General features: G+C 33.5%; 16 protein-coding genes. 11 read left to right on the top strand and 5 right to left on the bottom strand.

Going from position 1 to position 16,486, the window contains the following annotated elements:
* The first annotated feature begins 13 nt into the window (after positions 1–13).
* The 5 genes from VP395_RS04285 to VP395_RS04305 all read left to right on the top strand — a co-directional run bounded on the left by VP395_RS04285 (position 14) and on the right by VP395_RS04305 (position 5,147).
* Positions 14–439 carry an HIT family protein gene (locus VP395_RS04285; RefSeq protein ID WP_346240490.1) on the top strand — a complete coding sequence of 142 codons (426 nt, stop codon included), beginning with the start codon at positions 14–16 and terminating at the stop codon, positions 437–439.
* Between the two features lie 208 nt (positions 440–647).
* Positions 648–2,351, top strand: coding sequence for a hypothetical protein (locus VP395_RS04290; RefSeq protein ID WP_346240491.1), 1,704 nt, complete (start codon positions 648–650; stop codon positions 2,349–2,351).
* 218 nt (positions 2,352–2,569) lie between these two features.
* Positions 2,570–2,920: a hypothetical protein gene (locus VP395_RS04295; protein WP_346240492.1), complete on the top strand. Its 351-nt coding sequence runs from the start codon at positions 2,570–2,572 to the stop codon at positions 2,918–2,920.
* A 96-nt stretch (positions 2,921–3,016) separates the two neighbouring features.
* Entirely contained in the window at positions 3,017–4,474 is a 1,458-nt protein-coding gene (locus tag VP395_RS04300) for an FAD-dependent oxidoreductase (RefSeq protein WP_346240493.1), read from the top strand.
* A gap of 139 nt (positions 4,475–4,613) precedes the next feature.
* Complete coding sequence (locus VP395_RS04305) at positions 4,614–5,147, top strand: DUF2911 domain-containing protein (protein WP_346240494.1); 534 nt, start codon at positions 4,614–4,616, stop codon at positions 5,145–5,147.
* A gap of 167 nt (positions 5,148–5,314) precedes the next feature.
* Here VP395_RS04305 and VP395_RS04310 read toward each other — a convergent pair whose 3' ends face one another.
* Positions 5,315–5,944: a 7-carboxy-7-deazaguanine synthase QueE gene (locus VP395_RS04310; protein ID WP_346240495.1), complete on the bottom strand. Its 630-nt coding sequence runs from the start codon at positions 5,942–5,944 to the stop codon at positions 5,315–5,317.
* Positions 5,945–6,119: 175 nt separating this feature from the next.
* Between VP395_RS04310 and VP395_RS04315 the strand changes: the two genes are divergently transcribed.
* The 6 genes from VP395_RS04315 to rluF all read left to right on the top strand — a co-directional run bounded on the left by VP395_RS04315 (position 6,120) and on the right by rluF (position 11,686).
* The gene (locus VP395_RS04315) at positions 6,120–6,896 is read left to right on the top strand and encodes a hypothetical protein (RefSeq protein WP_346240496.1); all 777 of its coding nucleotides are present in this window, start codon (positions 6,120–6,122) and stop codon (positions 6,894–6,896) included.
* A gap of 119 nt (positions 6,897–7,015) precedes the next feature.
* Positions 7,016–8,560: a helicase HerA-like domain-containing protein gene (locus VP395_RS04320; protein WP_346240497.1), complete on the top strand. Its 1,545-nt coding sequence runs from the start codon at positions 7,016–7,018 to the stop codon at positions 8,558–8,560.
* 30 nt (positions 8,561–8,590) lie between these two features.
* Positions 8,591–9,562: a YitT family protein gene (locus VP395_RS04325; RefSeq protein ID WP_346240498.1), complete on the top strand. Its 972-nt coding sequence runs from the start codon at positions 8,591–8,593 to the stop codon at positions 9,560–9,562.
* Between the two features lie 37 nt (positions 9,563–9,599).
* Positions 9,600–9,968: a cupin domain-containing protein gene (locus VP395_RS04330; RefSeq protein ID WP_346240499.1), complete on the top strand. Its 369-nt coding sequence runs from the start codon at positions 9,600–9,602 to the stop codon at positions 9,966–9,968.
* Positions 9,969–10,793 carry an alpha/beta hydrolase gene (locus tag VP395_RS04335; RefSeq protein WP_346240500.1) on the top strand — a complete coding sequence of 275 codons (825 nt, stop codon included), beginning with the start codon at positions 9,969–9,971 and terminating at the stop codon, positions 10,791–10,793. It abuts the gene before it with no gap.
* Between the two features lie 107 nt (positions 10,794–10,900).
* Complete coding sequence (gene rluF / locus VP395_RS04340; RefSeq protein WP_346240502.1) at positions 10,901–11,686, top strand: 23S rRNA pseudouridine(2604) synthase RluF; 786 nt, start codon at positions 10,901–10,903, stop codon at positions 11,684–11,686.
* A gap of 4 nt (positions 11,687–11,690) precedes the next feature.
* On the opposite strand, the gene folD is transcribed toward rluF, so the two are convergent.
* The 4 genes from folD to VP395_RS04360 all read right to left on the bottom strand — a co-directional run bounded on the left by folD (position 11,691) and on the right by VP395_RS04360 (position 16,354).
* A complete protein-coding gene (gene folD / locus VP395_RS04345) occupies positions 11,691–12,569 on the bottom strand; it encodes a bifunctional methylenetetrahydrofolate dehydrogenase/methenyltetrahydrofolate cyclohydrolase FolD (protein ID WP_346240504.1) in 879 nt (292 codons plus the stop codon).
* 131 nt (positions 12,570–12,700) lie between these two features.
* Positions 12,701–13,018, bottom strand: coding sequence for a four helix bundle protein (locus VP395_RS04350; protein ID WP_346240506.1), 318 nt, complete (start codon positions 13,016–13,018; stop codon positions 12,701–12,703).
* A 31-nt stretch (positions 13,019–13,049) separates the two neighbouring features.
* Entirely contained in the window at positions 13,050–14,378 is a 1,329-nt protein-coding gene (gene ffh, locus VP395_RS04355; protein ID WP_346240507.1) for a signal recognition particle protein, read from the bottom strand.
* Positions 14,379–14,572: 194 nt separating this feature from the next.
* Positions 14,573–16,354 (bottom strand): hypothetical protein, encoded by a 1,782-nt coding sequence (locus tag VP395_RS04360; RefSeq protein WP_346240508.1) that lies wholly within the window; start codon positions 16,352–16,354, stop codon positions 14,573–14,575.
* Positions 16,355–16,486: the final 132 nt, after the last annotated feature.

A 16,486-nucleotide genomic window follows, 5' to 3' on the forward strand; every position in this document is an offset into this window, starting at 1 on the left:
ACCACAAATTAATATGAAAACATCGAGTTCAGAATGTTTGTATTGCCAAAACAATGACACGCTACATAGTTTAATGATTAAAATTTGTGATTTAGAAGTTTCACAACTATTTCTATTTAAAGAGCAGTCCTATTTGGGTCGTTGCAATGTAGTTCATAAAGATCATGGAGTTGATTTTCATGAATTAAGCAATGCACAGCGCGATGCCTTTATGCGCGATGTGGCAAACGTAGCGAAAGCCATAACATCGGCTTTTAACCCAACTAAAATTAACTATGGCGCTTATGGCGATACCTTATCGCATTTACACTTTCATGTGGTGCCAAAATATAAAGATGGTTATGGTTTTGGAGGTGTTTTTGAAATGAACCCACAAAAAACGACGTTTTCTGATACCGAATATAGTGAGGTTATTGAAAAAATTAAAGCGGCCTTATAAAATAAATAGTTTACTTATTGTAGTGAATAAATAACAAATCTCGATAGTTTTCTATCGGGATTTTTTTGTTTTATTGTAGGAAATATTAATTATATTTGTGTGATAACAGTAGCAATAAGCTTACTATATCCTGACATATTTAAGGGATACGAGTAACAAAAGTTACTATATGACGAGTTACCAGCAAGCTGAACTCAACAAAACGCAAATGAAAAAACAATTATTTACTTTAATAATTCTAATAGTTTCAATCTTAACTTTTGCACAGGAAAAACTTGAACCAACAATTCTAATACTTTCCCCAAATGAAACAAAATACGAGAAATCATTCAAGAAAGAAGTAACGGAATACAACAACAGTCTTGTTAAAAACAATAATACTTCAGAAACAGAATCTCACCTTAAATCTGAAGATTTTTTTTCAAAACCCGAAAACATTCGAGAAATGATAAAAAGTGAAATGGAATTTTCTAAAAATATCGATTTTTTCAAAAATGCAAGTTCCATTACCGAGCAATTTTTAGCATATCGTTTTTTTGAAAAATTCCCAAATCTATTAATTATTCTAAAAGACAAAAAAAGTAATGGTTCTTTAATTAATTTAAAAAAAATATCTGAAACCGAGAAATTTCAATATGTTCTTAATTTCTCAAAAATTGAGTTGTACAAAAAAGACAATGTTGCCTATGCTGAAATCAAAATTCAATTATTTGACAACATATCAAACTCAATAACATTAGACAAATCTTATATTGGAGACTGGAATAATCCCGGATTTGAGTTTGGCTGTACTAATGAGTCAATTAATTGTACAATCAACAATGCTTTGTCCAAAGCATTAAACGATATTATTTACACAATTGCAATTAACAGTCCGAAATTAAAAAAAGAAAAGCAATTAAGTCAAGAAAGATTAAATCTTCTTTCAAATGAATATTTAAGACAAGATTTTGATGAACAATTTTTAAAAACCATTTTATCCAATAGTAATGATGAACCTTTTCAATTATTGCTAAATGATAACAAAACAAAATTTGTAGCTTTTTTTATTGAGCAAGTTTCTTCTCAAGATTTTAAAGAATTAACTAAAAATAAGAAAGATAAAAACGTAAAAATCATTTCGCCAAATAACATAAAGGACAAGGAGTTTCTCGAAGAAATTCCAAGAACATACGCTTACATTATAAAAGCTGTGAAATACAATGATAAATGGTATTACGAAAAATCAAAAGTCACTTATTTTCAAGCAAACTCAATAAATGACGGAGAAGAACAATATTTTAATAATCTTCAACAATGGAATTTTTTCAAAGAAAATTCAACAGAATTAAATCCTGATTTTTGGGAAACTAGATTATTTGAAAAAGTCCCTGATTTAAAAAAAGACCCAGATTGGGATAAATATGGAGAATCTATTTGGAAAACTGATGAAATTAATAATCGAAATTATATTGGGCTATACGAAATTGTAGCAGATTCTTTAAGGAAAGAAAAACAATCAAAAAACACTTCATTTGAAGAAAAATTAAACGAAAACGTTTTTAAACCAACTTATGAAATTTTAAAGAAAAACAATCCTAACGATTATTCTAAATTATCTGTTCATTCTTTAATATATTCAGAAAATAGAGATTTAGCAATTAACCCAGTATTAGTAACCAACAAAGAAGGAATAAAAAAGCTTCACTATTTTGTGGCTTTTAATGATTCCCGAAAATTATATGAATGGAACTATTTTGAACCTTTAGCTATTGAAGGTAATTTATTTGGAAGCAAAGTTGTTGACCAAATTGGTTTTCTAACCGAATGGAATTTTTCTGTTGACAATCTAAATGACAAAAATTTTTGGAATCAATATGTTTTAATAAAAAAAGGAAATAATTATAAATATTTAAAGGAAATAAAAGAATAAAGCCAGTTGGCAACACCCTATAAAAATAATGCTAACTTTAGTTCTTAATTAAGATTCAGTGCATTTTTATTAGCTTCTGATTTTTAATTAGAAAATCCTCGTACAAACACGCAACTTTCCTTGGTCTCAAAGAACTATACTAAATAACACTAAAAAAAGTGGGGTTTGTCAAGAAAATTGAGATTAAATCCTCTAAATACATAAACGTAAAATTAACTATGAGAAAATTTATAATTTTAATTTTTATCTTAATATTTGTTGGATGTTCTTCAACTCGCAAAATTAAAAATAGTGATGTTGTAGGAATATGGGAATACCCAGGAACAATGGTTTGGATAGAAATAAAACCTAATAATTTTGTATATCAATGTCGAGTTGATAAAAATGGATCCATATATAATGCTGTTGGAACTTTAAAAAAAGGAATAATTTATTGGGAAAAAAGATGGGATAAAGACACCATAATAATGAAAAATGGCACCATGCGCTTAAAGGGCCTTTATGGTAATTTTGGTTACATTAAGAGTAACGATAAAATGGTTGAAAAGTGTCTCAATCCAATTAATTAAAAAACCTTATTTGTTTGTGAATACCCCTTTAGGGATTACTCATGCATTTTTATTGTTAAATTTTGAAATCGTGAATGCTTCGCATTCGGAGAAGAAATGAAAAAGAAGGAAAATGAAAAGGCTAGTTGGACGTTTTGTCTAGAATGTAAAGGGCTGGGTAGAAAAAAGCGGAGACTTCGCAAAAAAGCACGACTCAACTACCAAAAAGCCTTGGAAGCATTTGAAAAATCGAACGGTGAAAAGGAAGTTCCTTTGCGACCCAAAGCACATTTTGACACCTGCTTAACCTGTTCGGGTTCGGGTTTGGTTCCTGCGGCATATCCTCCAATTCCCAATACAGAAAACTACCCACATGTTGCCATTATTGGTGGTGGTATAGGCGGAATGGCTCTAGCGGTGGCATGTTTACATCGCGGCATTCCGTTTACGCTTTATGAGCGCGATAATAGTTTCGAAGCACGATCTCAGGGTTACGGACTCACCTTGCAGCAAGCCAGCAAAGCCATTGAAGGGTTTGGTGTTTTCACTTTAGATGAAGGTGTTATTTCCACACGACATGTGGTTCATACCACAGATGGCAACGTGATTGGTGAATGGGGCATGCGAAAGTGGATGCAACAGGATGAAAAAAAATCACCAAAACGCAGTAATATACATATTGCACGCCAATCGTTACGCTTTGCTTTAATGGAGCAACTTGGTGGACATGATGCAGTACATTGGGGGCACCAACTTATAGATTTCAAAGAAACCACAGGTGAAGGTGTTATTCTAAATTTTGAAGTGAACGGAGAAATAAAAAACACCAAAGCAGATCTTGTGGTGGGAGCCGATGGCATTCGAAGTTCGGTGCGAAAGTTATTAATTGGTGAAAATACCACGCCGTTACGCTACCTCGGCTGTATTGTGATATTGGGCATTTGCCCTTTAGAACTTCTAGAAGATCTTGATAGTGACCTACTGGATTCGGCAACGGTATTTCAAACCGCTAATGGCAATGAACGCATCTACATGATGCCTTATGCTAGCAATTCCTTGATGTGGCAACTTAGTTTCCCTATGCCAGAAGATGATGCTAAGACATTAAGTACTCAAGGCACTAAAGCCCTAAAAGAAGAGGCTTGTAAAAGAACCCAGTGGCATAACCCCGTTCCCCAAATTTTAGCGGCTACTAAGGAAACTCAGATTTCTGGTTATCCCGTATATGACCGAGAATTACTGAAACCTGAATTTTTAGAAAATGCAGGTTCAGCAACACTTATTGGAGATGCGGCACATCCCATGAGTCCGTTTAAAGGCCAAGGTGCCAACCAAGCTTTGTTGGATGCGCTTGTATTGACTAGAGGCATATTTAAAAAATGTAGACCTTTATCTCCATGGAGAGACACCGGAATAAGAGATACATTACTAACTAAATTCGAACTAGAAATGATAAAACGCAGTACTTCCAAAGTGAAAGATTCGGCAGATGCTGCGCAGTTTTTACATTCTGACATTGTACTGCATAAAGGTGACGAACCAAGAGGGCGCTATTTAAAAAGAACAGACAAATAACAATGTTTTTATTCACATGTAAACTTTAACATTCATAGTCGACTTTTATAAAAACTTTAAGACTTTTTAAGTTTAACTTTAAAACTTACTATTAACAATCAATTTCCTCTTTTGTGGAAATTAAAAACACTAATTAAATATGAAAAAATCAACCTTTATTACAAGCATTGCTTGCATTTTTATCATGCTTTTATCTGTTAACATAGAGGCGCAAAAATTTAGTTCTTTGGACAAAAGTCCGTTGGATGTAACCGCTTATCCTAACAGCAATAAAGAAACCAGTAAACTTGTAAAAGTAGTTTACAGCAGACCGCAACTTAAAGAAAGAGACTTGAGTACTTTAGCTCCCAATGGAAAAGTATGGCGTACTGGCGCTAACGAAGCTACTAATGTTACTTTATATAAAGACATGAAAGTTGGTGGAAAATCGGTAAAAGCTGGTGAATATTCTTTATTTACGATTCCTGGTGAGAAGGAATGGACTATTATTTTAAATAAAGACATCAATGTTTGGGGTGCGTATTCGTATAACGAAGCTAATGATGTTATTAGAGTTAAAGCACCTGTAAGTTCTGGCGATTCGTTAGAAGCTTTCTCGATTGCTTTTACCGATGAAGGCACTATGTATTTAGGCTGGGGAACTGTTAGAGTTGGCGTACCCTTTACTAAATAATTTTGTCCTGTTTTTAAAAAATAAAACGAGGCTGATTAAAAAGTGTAGTTCGATGCCATATTGAGCTTGTCGAAATATTTTAACTTACTGATAGTTAATATTGGTTTTATCATAGAAATCAACCTGACAAACAAAACACAATTCACTTTTTAGTCAGTCTCTTTTTTTTAAGGAATATTTAAGTACTTATGTGTTTGTAATGATACTTTCCATTTAGGGTTTGCCATCACATAATCTACAATTTCTGGAATCACTTTATCGCGCTTGCTCCACTCGGGTTGCAAATACAAAATACAGTCTTTGTTTACTTTGGCTGCTTGTTCTTCTGCGAAGCGAAAATCGTCTTTATTATATACTATTACTTTAAGTTCGTGGGCTTTTGCATACACTTCTTTAGTAGGAAGTTTCATTTTTTTGGGAGACAGACAAATCCAATCCCAAACACCTGTTAATTTATAAGCACCAGAAGTTTCAATATGTATTTGAAACCCTTCCGCTTTTAGCTTTGTGGTTAGGGGCGTCATATCCCAAGTTAATGGTTCTCCACCTGTAACTACTATGGTATTGCTATGTTTTTTGGCATTTTCAACAATTTTTGAAATATCGGTTGGTGGGTGTAAATTGGCATTCCAACTTTCTTTTACATCGCACCAATGGCAACCCACATCACAACCACCTATTCTAACAAAATACGCAGCAGTTCCTTTATGAAAGCCTTCACCTTGAATGGTGTAAAACTCTTCCATTAACGGCAACATCTCGCCTTTATTCACTAAGCTTGATAGCTCCTTGTTCATTTTTAAATAATTAGGCTGCAAAGGTACATTTATTTAGAGAAACTGAGCTAATTATAAAAATTAGTAACATATTATACTATTTATAATAATTACACATTTCATCGATTAATTTGGTGCTTAAACATGTTTTTATTACATTTGGTCGGTAAATGTAAATTGTTTTCTCTCTCTCAATATGAAAAAAATTTTATTCCCCGTAATAATGGTATTATGCCATTATTATAATTTTGCTCAAGTTGGTATAGGCACCACCAACCCGAACAGTTCTTCTATTTTAGATGTTGAATCTACAACCCAAGGTATTTTAGTGCCTCGATTAACGAATGTGCAACGAAATGCCATTTCAAATCCCGCCAATGGTTTACTAATTTATAACGTAAACACTGATAAATTTCAATTTAATTCTGGCACACCAGCTTCACCAATTTGGTTAACCGTTGCAACAAACCCAGTTATAAGTGCTGATACAGGAAATTTAATTTCTACTGGCACAGATTCTGGTGCTTATTTAGCTTCTACCGTTCACATGGGGAAATTTATAATTACAGGTACTGGCAATCAAACCATTTCCGGTTTGCCTTTTAAACCGAGCCAAATTAAATTTACTGCCTATGCGAATATTGAAACATATACTATTAATGCCGACAATGGAGTAGGCAACAATAATAACACCTACCAAAATGTTTTTGGCTCGATGGATGGGTATGCAACTAATTATGGAGGCATCATTAACCAACAAGTTGTATTTAATGGAGGTAATGGAAACTCCATTAATGATATTTCTAGATATGCATCTAGCAGTCAAGCTATAAGTATTAGATACTGTAATCAAAATGGTGATTTACAGGGCTTAACTGCTGCCTCTGTAACAAGTTTTAATACCAACGGGTTCTCCATTAATGTTACCAACCACACAGAAAACATTGTTGTAATTTACGAAGCCTTTAGATAGGCAAGCAAAAAAGCTTTATTTTCTATGTGAGTTAAAATGTTATTTCATTGGTTTTTAATTAGAAAAACCGATTTTTTTCTTCTTTATTTTTCATGTATTTTTATGAAAAATTATAGTAAATGAGCACGAAGGAAACTTTTTTTAAATACATCACAGAAGGTAATGTTTGTAAAGGCGACTTTATATCTGTTGGTGCCGCCATGTTAAATGGAGAAACCGTAACCAATGCCTTAGTAAATATTCCTTTAAAAACCCTAAATCGTCATGGTTTAATAGCTGGCGCTACTGGTACGGGAAAAACCAAATCCTTACAAGTTTTAGCTGAAAATTTAAGTAACAAAGGCATTCCTGTGTTATTAATGGATATTAAGGGCGATTTAAGTGGTCTAGCACAACCAAGTCCTGGGCATCCAAAAATTGATGAGCGCCATGCTCAAATTGGCATTCCGTTTGAAGCTAAGAATTTTCCTGTGGAGGTTTTAACGCTTTCTGAACAAGATGGGGTACGCCTTAGAGCAACTGTTAGCGAATTTGGTCCTGTTTTATTGTCTAGAATTTTAGATTTATCAGATGCTCAATCGGGGGTTGTGGCTGTTATTTTTCAATATTGTGATGACAACAAACTGCCCATTCTCGATTTAAAAGATTTTAAAAAGATATTGCAGTACGCTACCCAAGAAGGAAAAGCTGAATTTGATGATGCTTACGGACGCATTTCAACCGCATCAACAGGTGCTATTTTACGAAAAGTAGTAGAATTGGAACAGCAAGGTGCCGACTTATTTTTTGGCGAAACCTCTTTTGATGTAGATGATTTATTACGTATTGATAACAGCGGTAAAGGCTATATCAACATCATACGATTAACCGATATTCAAGATAGACCCAAGTTATTTTCAACCTTTATGTTGAGTTTGCTTGCTGAAATATATTCCACATTTCCTGAACAAGGTGATAGTGATAGACCAGAACTTGTTATTTTTATTGATGAAGCCCATTTAATTTTTAATGAAGCCTCAAAAGCACTTTTAAATCAAATTGAAAGCATTGTTAAATTAATTCGTAGTAAAGGAGTTGGCTTGTATTTTGTAACCCAAAACCCTACCGATGTGCCTGAAGCTGTATTAAGTCAGTTAGGTTTAAAAATTCAACATGCACTAAGAGCATTTACGGCTAACGATAGAAAAGCCATCAAATTAACGGCGCAAAATTACCCAGATTCTGAATACTACAATACAGTAGATGTTTTAACATCGCTTGGTACAGGAGAAGCTTTAGTTTCTGCTCTTGATGAAAAAGGACGCCCTACTCCACTTGCAGCTACCATGATGCGTGCACCTATGAGTAGAATGGATATTTTAAGCGATGATGAATTAAAGACATTGAATTCAAAATCGAAACTTGTCAAAAAATACAACGAAACCATAGACAGAGAAAGTGCTTACGAACTTCTAAATAAAAAAATAGAACAAGCTGAAGCCGAAGAAGCTAAAGAAAAAGCAAAACAAGAAAAGGAAGCTCTTGAAAAAGCAACTTCTAAGGAACGTTCTACAACTTCTTCAAGAAGAAAAAGCACTGCAATGAACCCCATAGTAAAAGTACTTACAAGTGCAACATTTATTCGTAGTGTATTTGGTATTTTAACCAAAGTGATGAAGAAATAGGTTAATAATAGACCTTTAAAAATTGGCTTAATGAATCCATTCATATCAAAACTGTTGGTTGATATTGCTCGAAAACGACTTCAATCTAAACAGAAAAATCAAACCGTAAGCAAAAAACAGATAGTTCCTTTAGTTAGGAAATTTCAGGTTGAAGTATCGCATGCCATTAAAGAATATATTTTCATTATAATAGGCGTATTTTCTGCTGGATTTGGCTTAAAAGGCTTTTTATTACCAAACCGCTTTATTGACGGTGGTGCTACGGGGATTTCGTTATTACTTCAAAACATTACCAGTTTAGATTTAAGTTATTTTTTAATTTTAGTGAACTTGCCATTTTTAATTTTAGCATCAAGAACCATCAATGTTAAGTTTGCCATACGTAGTATTGCTGCTATTTCGCTTTTAGCATTTATAGTTCACTTTGTTGAATACCCAACTGTTACCGAAGATAAATTATTAATTTCGGTTTTTGGTGGTTTCTTTTTAGGTTTGGGAATTGGAATGTCTATGCGAGGTGGCAGTGTAATTGATGGTACCGAAGTATTAGCTATATTTTTAAGTAGAAAATTATCACTAACTATTGGAGACATCCTTTTATTAATCAACATTTTAATATTTTCAGTTGGGGCGTATGTCTTATCTATTGAAACGGCGCTTTACGCTATATTAACCTACTTAGCTGCTGCTAAAACAGTCGATTTTGTAGTAGATGGCGTTGAAGAATATGTGGGTGTTACCATCATTTCTACTAAACACGAAGATTTACGCATTATGCTTACAGAAAAATTGCGTAGAGCCTGCACTATTTATGCTGGAAAAGGCGGTTTTGGTAAAAGTGGAGACAGCTACGATAAAGATATTATTTATACCGTTGTTACCCGATTAGAACTTTCTAAATTACAGACCGAAATTGACAAAATTGATAGAAATGCCTTCATTATTATGGGCATTGTTAAAGATTTAAAAGGGGGCATGATTAAGAAGAAACCGCTAAAATAATTAAGAATGAAAAATTTATAATGAATAATTTAGATTCATGACTGATAAAAAATACATCATCCAAGATAATCCTTTTGTTGTTCCTACAACCGATGGCAAAATTATTAAAGAACATTTTGGAGAAGCGACCAATGGCAATTCTCAAATAAGCATTGCGCACATGAAAGCTCCTGCCGGTTGGAGCGAACCTTTTCAGACACCCGAATTTGATGAATACACCTTTATAATTCGTGGCAAAAAACAGTTTATAATTGAAAATGAAACCGTTGTTTTAGAAGCTGGTCAATCCATAAAAATTTTAAAAAACACTCGTGTACAATATTCCAATCCGTTTACCGAAGTTTGCGAATATATTGCCATTTGTATGCCCGCGTTTTCTATGGATTTAGTAAACAGAGAGCATTAAATGAACAAATATCTTATTAAAACTATTGGAGGTTTAATAAACTTCGTTAGCTATGTTTCACCCAATTATGCTGCATATATAGCAGTTTTTATATTTTCAAAACCAAAAAAAGGAAAAATTAAAGATGATGAAGTACCATTTTTAAACACAGCTACACAAGAAACCGTTTTTTATCAAAACATTCCCATTGCAACCTATCACTGGATCGGATCAAAAGAAACTGTTTTATTAGTACACGGTTGGGAAAGTAATGCGTTTAGATGGAAAGACCTCATCGAGATTTTACAATCCCATAATTATAATATCATTGCTATAGATGCGCCTGCTCATGGCAATTCTGGGAATAACATATTTAATGTCTTTATATATTCTGAATGTATCCATGCCATTACAAATTCATTTAAAATTGACATCATCATAGGGCACTCTGTTGGCGCAACGGCTTCAGCAATTTCATTACATAAATACCATTCTTCTATTAAAAAACTAGTGTCGTTAGGAGCCCCTTCAAACTTTGCTGGAATCATCAATAATTATATTCAAATGATGGGGTACAGTAAAAAAGTTTCAGAAGCCATGAATCAATATTATTTAAAGCATTATGGCCATGAACCAGATTATTTTTCTGCTAAAAACTTCCTAGTCGATATCCAAGCCAAAGGACTCATTATTCACGATAAAAAAGATAGAATCATTTCTTATAGAGATGCGTTGGATATTTCTAAGCATTATAAGGATTCTAAACTGATACGAACCACAGGACTTGGTCATGGCTTAAAAAACGAACAAGTATATACCCATATATTAGAGTTTTTAAACGACTAGATTTGTTGTACTTTTGAAGCATGAAGCCCATAATGGGCATTTGGTAACGAAACCATTGCTGTTGTATTATTGAATGATTATAAATGGTTTTTTGATTTTTTATTCAAATGGAAATAGAATTAAAACGTATTAATAAATTTTTAAGTGAAGTTGGTTATTGTTCACGACGGGAAGCCGATAAACTAATTGAAGCAGGGCGTGTAACCATAAACGGTGTTATCCCAGAAATGGGCACAAAATTAGCGCCCAATGATGTGGTTCATGTTGATGGAAAAGAAATCATTAATTCAAAAGAAGCCTTTGTTTATTTAGCGTTTAACAAACCCGTAGGTATTGTTTGCACAACCGATACCAGTGTAGAAAAAGATAATATTATCGATTTTATAAATTACCCAAAACGGATTTTTCCTATTGGAAGATTAGATAAACCAAGCGAAGGTTTAATCCTCTTAACCGATGATGGCGATATTGTAAATAAAATTCTTCGAGCCAGTAACAATCATGAAAAAGAATATGTTGTTACGGTAGATAAACCCATTTCCCAAACTTTTATTGAACGTATGTCTAGTGGGGTTCCGCTAGAGGAATTAAACAAAACTACCAGAAAATGTGTGGTAGAAAAACTGGGGACTTATGAGTTTAAAATTATTTTAACTCAAGGATTAAATAGACAGATACGCCGTATGTGTGAATATTTAAATTATGAAGTACAAACACTAAAACGTGTGCGGATTATGAACATTAATTTAGATATGCCTCTAGGAGAATATAGAGAATTAACTAAAACTGAGTTTAGTGATCTAAAAAAACTGCTTAACGATTCAACTAAGGAATTTATACCTAAACAGTTTGTTCCTAAAGTTGAAAAACGCGCCCGCCGAAAAAAGAATTAAGTTTCTAAGCGTTTCTTCGTTCGCGAGCTAACAAAGTATTTTTCAACAACATAGCAATCGTCATAGGGCCAACACCACCTGGTACTGGTGTAATATAACTTGCTTTTTTGCTCACACTTTCAAAATGCACATCGCCCGCCAACCTGTAACCACTTGTTTTGGTTGCATCTGGAACACGTGTAATTCCAACATCAACAATTACAACGTCTTCTTTAACCATATCACCCGTTAAAAACTCCGAAATACCAATGGCAGCTACAATAATATCTGCAGCTTTGGTTATTTCTGCCAAATTTTTAGAACGACTGTGCACAACTGTTACTGTTGCATCACCAGCTTTTCGTTTTTGACTCATCAAGATACTCATGGGACGACCCACAATATGGCTCCTTCCCATTACCACCACATTTTTACCAGAAGTTTCAACTTGATAACGCTCCAATAATTCGAGTATTCCGTATGGTGTTGCTGGTAAAAAAGTAGGCAAATCCAAAGCCATTTTACCAACATTTACGGGGTGAAATCCATCCACATCTTTATCAGGATGTACTGCCATCAATACTTTTTGTTCATCAATATGTTTTGGCAATGGCAACTGAACAATAAACCCATCAATTTCGTCATTGGTGTTCAGTTCATTAATTTTTGCCAATAACTCTTCTTCTTCTGTATATTCAGGTAAATCTATTAAAGTAGATTTAAAGCCTATTTTTTCACACGCTTTTACTTTTGCGTTTACATAAGTCATACTTGCGCCATCGGTTCCAACTAAAATAGCTGCCAGATGTGGCACTTTTTGATTTTTAGAAACCATGTCGCTTACATGTTGCGCAATTTCTTCTTTAATATCGTTACTTACTTTTTTACCGTCTAAAATTATCATAATCTTAAGTTTTCAGTCACAGTCGCAGTCGCAGTTAATCACTCTACCGACTTACTCTTGCTTTTTTTGTTTTCAGTTTACTCAACCTTTACTCCAAATTTGTTTGGATTATTAATCATATAATTTATGAGTTAACCAACTTCTATACCTAGTTCGGTCAACTCCAAATGTTTTTCTTTATCTAAATAATTACATGCTAAGGCAAAATCTAACCATGTACTTGTTTCTGAATTTTCACCATCAGCAACAATAAGTTTGCTTGTAAAATGTTTTGGATAGATTCTTTTTCTGTAAGCCTCAGCTACGTTTTCTGAAACCGACCTAGAACTTCTTCTTATTTGATCGGTCAAAGAATATGTTTCCTCTTTTGGAAAAGATTTCGAAACTTCAAAAATAAACATAGCCAATTCAAAATATTTTTGATAAGCTAATAGTTTCTTGAAATCCATAAATTTTATTTTTTTTCGACTGAAAACTAAATTACTTCATTCCTTTCATCATCTGCATCATCTTTTTGCCACCGCCGCCTTGCATCATCTTCATCATTTTACTCATTTGGTCAAATTGTTTTAGCAATTGATTTACCGCTTGCACAGAAGTTCCAGAACCTTTACCTATACGCTGTTTTCTGCTTGCATTTATTACAGATGGATTACTTCGTTCTTTTGGTGTCATAGAATGAATAATAGCTTCAATACCTTTAAACGCATCATCATCAATATCCACATCTTTTAACATTTTTCCAGCACCGGGAATCATACCCATAAGGTCTTTCATGTTTCCCATTTTTTTGATTTGCTGAATCTGTTTTAAGAAATCGTCGAATCCAAATTGGTTTTTGGCTATTTTTTTTTGAAGTTTTCTAGCTTCTTCTTCATCAAATTGTTCTTGAGCACGCTCCACTAACGACACCACGTCACCCATTCCTAAAATACGGTCTGCCATACGTGCTGGATAGAACACATCAATGGCTTCCATTTTCTCACCCGTACCAATAAACTTAATAGGTTTATTTACAACAGATTTAATAGAAATTGCCGCTCCTCCACGAGTATCTCCATCTAATTTAGTAAGGATAACACCATCGAAATTCAAGACATCGTTAAAGGCTTTTGCTGTATTTACTGCATCTTGCCCCGTCATAGAATCTACAACAAACAAGGTTTCTTGGGGCTGAATAGCTTTATGTATGTTCGATATTTCGGTCATCATTACCTCATCAACAGCTAAACGACCTGCAGTATCTATAATAACCAAATTATATCCATTCGCTTTAGCATGGGCAATACCTGCTCTTGAAATGGCTACCGGATCAGTATTTCCTCTATCACTAAAAACCTCAACGCCTATTTGGTCTCCAACTACGTGTAATTGGTCAATCGCCGCTGGTCTGTAAACGTCACAGGCAACTAATAAAGGTTTTTTAGATTTTTTTGTTTTAAGATAATTAGCCAGTTTACCCGAAAAGGTAGTTTTTCCAGAACCCTGTAAACCAGACATTAAAATAACACTTGGGTTACCAGAAAGGTTAATACCTTCAGCATCGCCACCCATAAGTTCGGTTAACTCATCTTTTACGATTTTAACCATTAATTGCCCAGGCTGTAACGTTGTTAATACGTTTTGACCAAGTGCTTTATCTTTAACTCTTACGGTAAAGTCTTTTGCAATTTTAAAGTTAACATCGGCATCTAACAAAGCACGACGTACTTCTTTTAAAGTTTCGGCTACGTTTACTTCGGTAATACTTCCGTGCCCTTTAAGTACATGTAAGGCTTTATCTAATTTATCGCTTAAATTATTGAACATAATTTTTATTGAAATTTTAAGAACTGCAAATTTAAGTATTTGATATGTATAATAGAAGCAGTTCTTACAAAAAAGACAAACAAAAAAAAAGCTGTCAAAAATATTTTATCTGACAGCTTTTAAAAAAGGAACTTTATTTAATAATTAACCTAACCAACCAAATATATTAAGTTCCTTTTTTAACTAAAGCATACTTAATTTTTCTTTTCAAGGACTAATATTCTTTCTGCATTACCTGTAGAACTTAAATCTTTTAATTCTATTCTATTTGCAGATACGTTTACAATTTTCCATCTAAAATTTAATTCATTAAACGGTGTTTGATCTTTAAAATACAATCCAAGATATAATCCGTTATTCCTATAAGTTAGCCAAGAACCTAGAATTAACTTATTATACGGCGTTGTGTTAGGGTCTACAGTATTAGTAACTTCTACCCTTCCATTTATCATGAAGTTCATTGTATAATTTTTGAATTGTTCTGTTGGATCTACAACATGTACCAAACCATCATCATATTTTGCAACTTCCCATTTACCGTTGATTAATATCACATCAATGTGTTTTAAATCGTCATCTGCATCCAAACAATGTCTCTCTAGTACCATTTTATTGTTAGCATTTTCAAGTTTTATTAAACCTGGCTCTAAAAATGTAATTAACCATTCTAGTTTTAAATCTGGTCTGCCATCAAGAGTAATTCGCAAAATAAACCCAATGTTTCTTACACCAACTTCGTAAGTTCCAGTAACAAACTCGCCATTTATTCTTAACTTAACTTCGTTGTTTGGCAAGAACTTTAATGGTGTTCCTATGTAATCCTTTTCATTATCGGCACCATTAATACTTAAACGTGCTATTCTCCAATAGCATTCTTGCAAATAGTTTTCTATACGTTCTTTAGTAATATCTACCACCACATCGCAGTTTTTCTTTAAGATGATTTTGTTTCCGCCTGCTTGATATAATTTAATTCTGCCTGGTTCTAAATCGTAAACAAACCATTCTAAAGTAAAGTCTACAAGGGTATCGAACTCCAGCTTTATTAAAGCCCCTCTATTGGTAACACGAGTTGTCCATTTACCCGTTAGCATATCACCTTTTCTTGTACGCACTTTTACAACATTATCATCTTTAAACACAATAAGATATTCTCGGTAAGAATCGCTTAAACTCGACGCATTACGTTGAAATTCGTGTACAACCCAAGGACATGTTTTTAACAGGGTATCTAAACGTTCTTTGGTAAAATCATCATCATGATAATCATTATTATCATCTTCATTACAAGCGTTTTTTGCTTCTTTAATAGTTGCGGCTAACTCTGCATTATTGTTTACTGTAACAGTAGTACCATCTGCTAAAACCATAGTAACAGGAAAGTTAAGACTTGCAAAAACTTCGGCATTAATCACACGTTTAATAAATCTGTGTAACTGCCTGTCGTTTTCAATTGTTACCACATTAACAACTTGAAATTGTGCATTATAAACCGAAAATGATATTGGGTATTGAAAATCGATGCATTCAATATCGTCATCTTCTTCGTTTTCACCTTTACATTCTTTAACTAAATTTTCTAATGCATCACGGTTTTGTATCACAACCTCATCATGATTTGCGAGCACAATGGTGATTGGGAATACAATTTCCAGCTTATCGTCGTCATCTTCAAATTCATTGTAAATCGCTTCAATAGTTTTATAGTCTTCCTTGGAATCTATAATAACTTCTTTTCCATTTACCTTAACAGTAACAGGCAATTCAACAAACAAACAACTTGCCCTGTCAATAATATTATCGACAGATCCGTCCATTTTAGACGTGGCACTTATCATACTTGTCAACTCAGAGGCTGCAACAAGCGCTTCCTCTTGCGTAGGTTCTGTAATATCAATTACTTCATCTTGACAAGAGGTAAACAATAAAAGGGCAAAAAAAGGAATTAGTAATAGTGTTCTCATTTTAGTTTTCATGATTCTTGATTTTTGGGTTCAACATAGCTTTTTTATTATAAAACAGGATAACTTTAAAAATCCCTACCCTCTTTTTAAAAAAAAGTTAAATTCAAATACAAAATTTGTCACACCGAGCACAGTCGAAGTGTC

Origin of the sequence: Mariniflexile soesokkakense (assembly GCF_039650365.1) — a bacterium.
Classification (GTDB): domain Bacteria; phylum Bacteroidota; class Bacteroidia; order Flavobacteriales; family Flavobacteriaceae; genus Mariniflexile; species Mariniflexile soesokkakense.

Bases quoted from the DNA above. Each gene is read 5' to 3' on its own strand.
- VP395_RS04285 (WP_346240490.1), top strand. From the start codon at position 14: ATGAAAACATCGAGTTCAGAATGTTTGTATTGCCAAAACAATGACACG.
- VP395_RS04290 (WP_346240491.1), top strand. From the start codon at position 648: ATGAAAAAACAATTATTTACTTTAATAATTCTAATAGTTTCAATCTTA.
- VP395_RS04295 (WP_346240492.1), top strand. From the start codon at position 2,570: ATGAGAAAATTTATAATTTTAATTTTTATCTTAATATTTGTTGGATGT.
- VP395_RS04300 (WP_346240493.1), top strand. From the start codon at position 3,017: ATGAAAAAGAAGGAAAATGAAAAGGCTAGTTGGACGTTTTGTCTAGAA.
- VP395_RS04305 (WP_346240494.1), top strand. From the start codon at position 4,614: ATGAAAAAATCAACCTTTATTACAAGCATTGCTTGCATTTTTATCATG.
- VP395_RS04310 (WP_346240495.1), bottom strand. From the start codon at position 5,944: ATGAACAAGGAGCTATCAAGCTTAGTGAATAAAGGCGAGATGTTGCCG.
- VP395_RS04315 (WP_346240496.1), top strand. From the start codon at position 6,120: ATGAAAAAAATTTTATTCCCCGTAATAATGGTATTATGCCATTATTAT.
- VP395_RS04320 (WP_346240497.1), top strand. From the start codon at position 7,016: ATGAGCACGAAGGAAACTTTTTTTAAATACATCACAGAAGGTAATGTT.
- VP395_RS04325 (WP_346240498.1), top strand. From the start codon at position 8,591: ATGAATCCATTCATATCAAAACTGTTGGTTGATATTGCTCGAAAACGA.
- VP395_RS04330 (WP_346240499.1), top strand. From the start codon at position 9,600: ATGACTGATAAAAAATACATCATCCAAGATAATCCTTTTGTTGTTCCT.
- VP395_RS04335 (WP_346240500.1), top strand. From the start codon at position 9,969: ATGAACAAATATCTTATTAAAACTATTGGAGGTTTAATAAACTTCGTT.
- rluF (WP_346240502.1), top strand. From the start codon at position 10,901: ATGGAAATAGAATTAAAACGTATTAATAAATTTTTAAGTGAAGTTGGT.
- folD (WP_346240504.1), bottom strand. From the start codon at position 12,569: ATGATAATTTTAGACGGTAAAAAAGTAAGTAACGATATTAAAGAAGAA.
- VP395_RS04350 (WP_346240506.1), bottom strand. From the start codon at position 13,018: ATGGATTTCAAGAAACTATTAGCTTATCAAAAATATTTTGAATTGGCT.
- ffh (WP_346240507.1), bottom strand. From the start codon at position 14,378: ATGTTCAATAATTTAAGCGATAAATTAGATAAAGCCTTACATGTACTT.
- VP395_RS04360 (WP_346240508.1), bottom strand. From the start codon at position 16,354: ATGAAAACTAAAATGAGAACACTATTACTAATTCCTTTTTTTGCCCTT.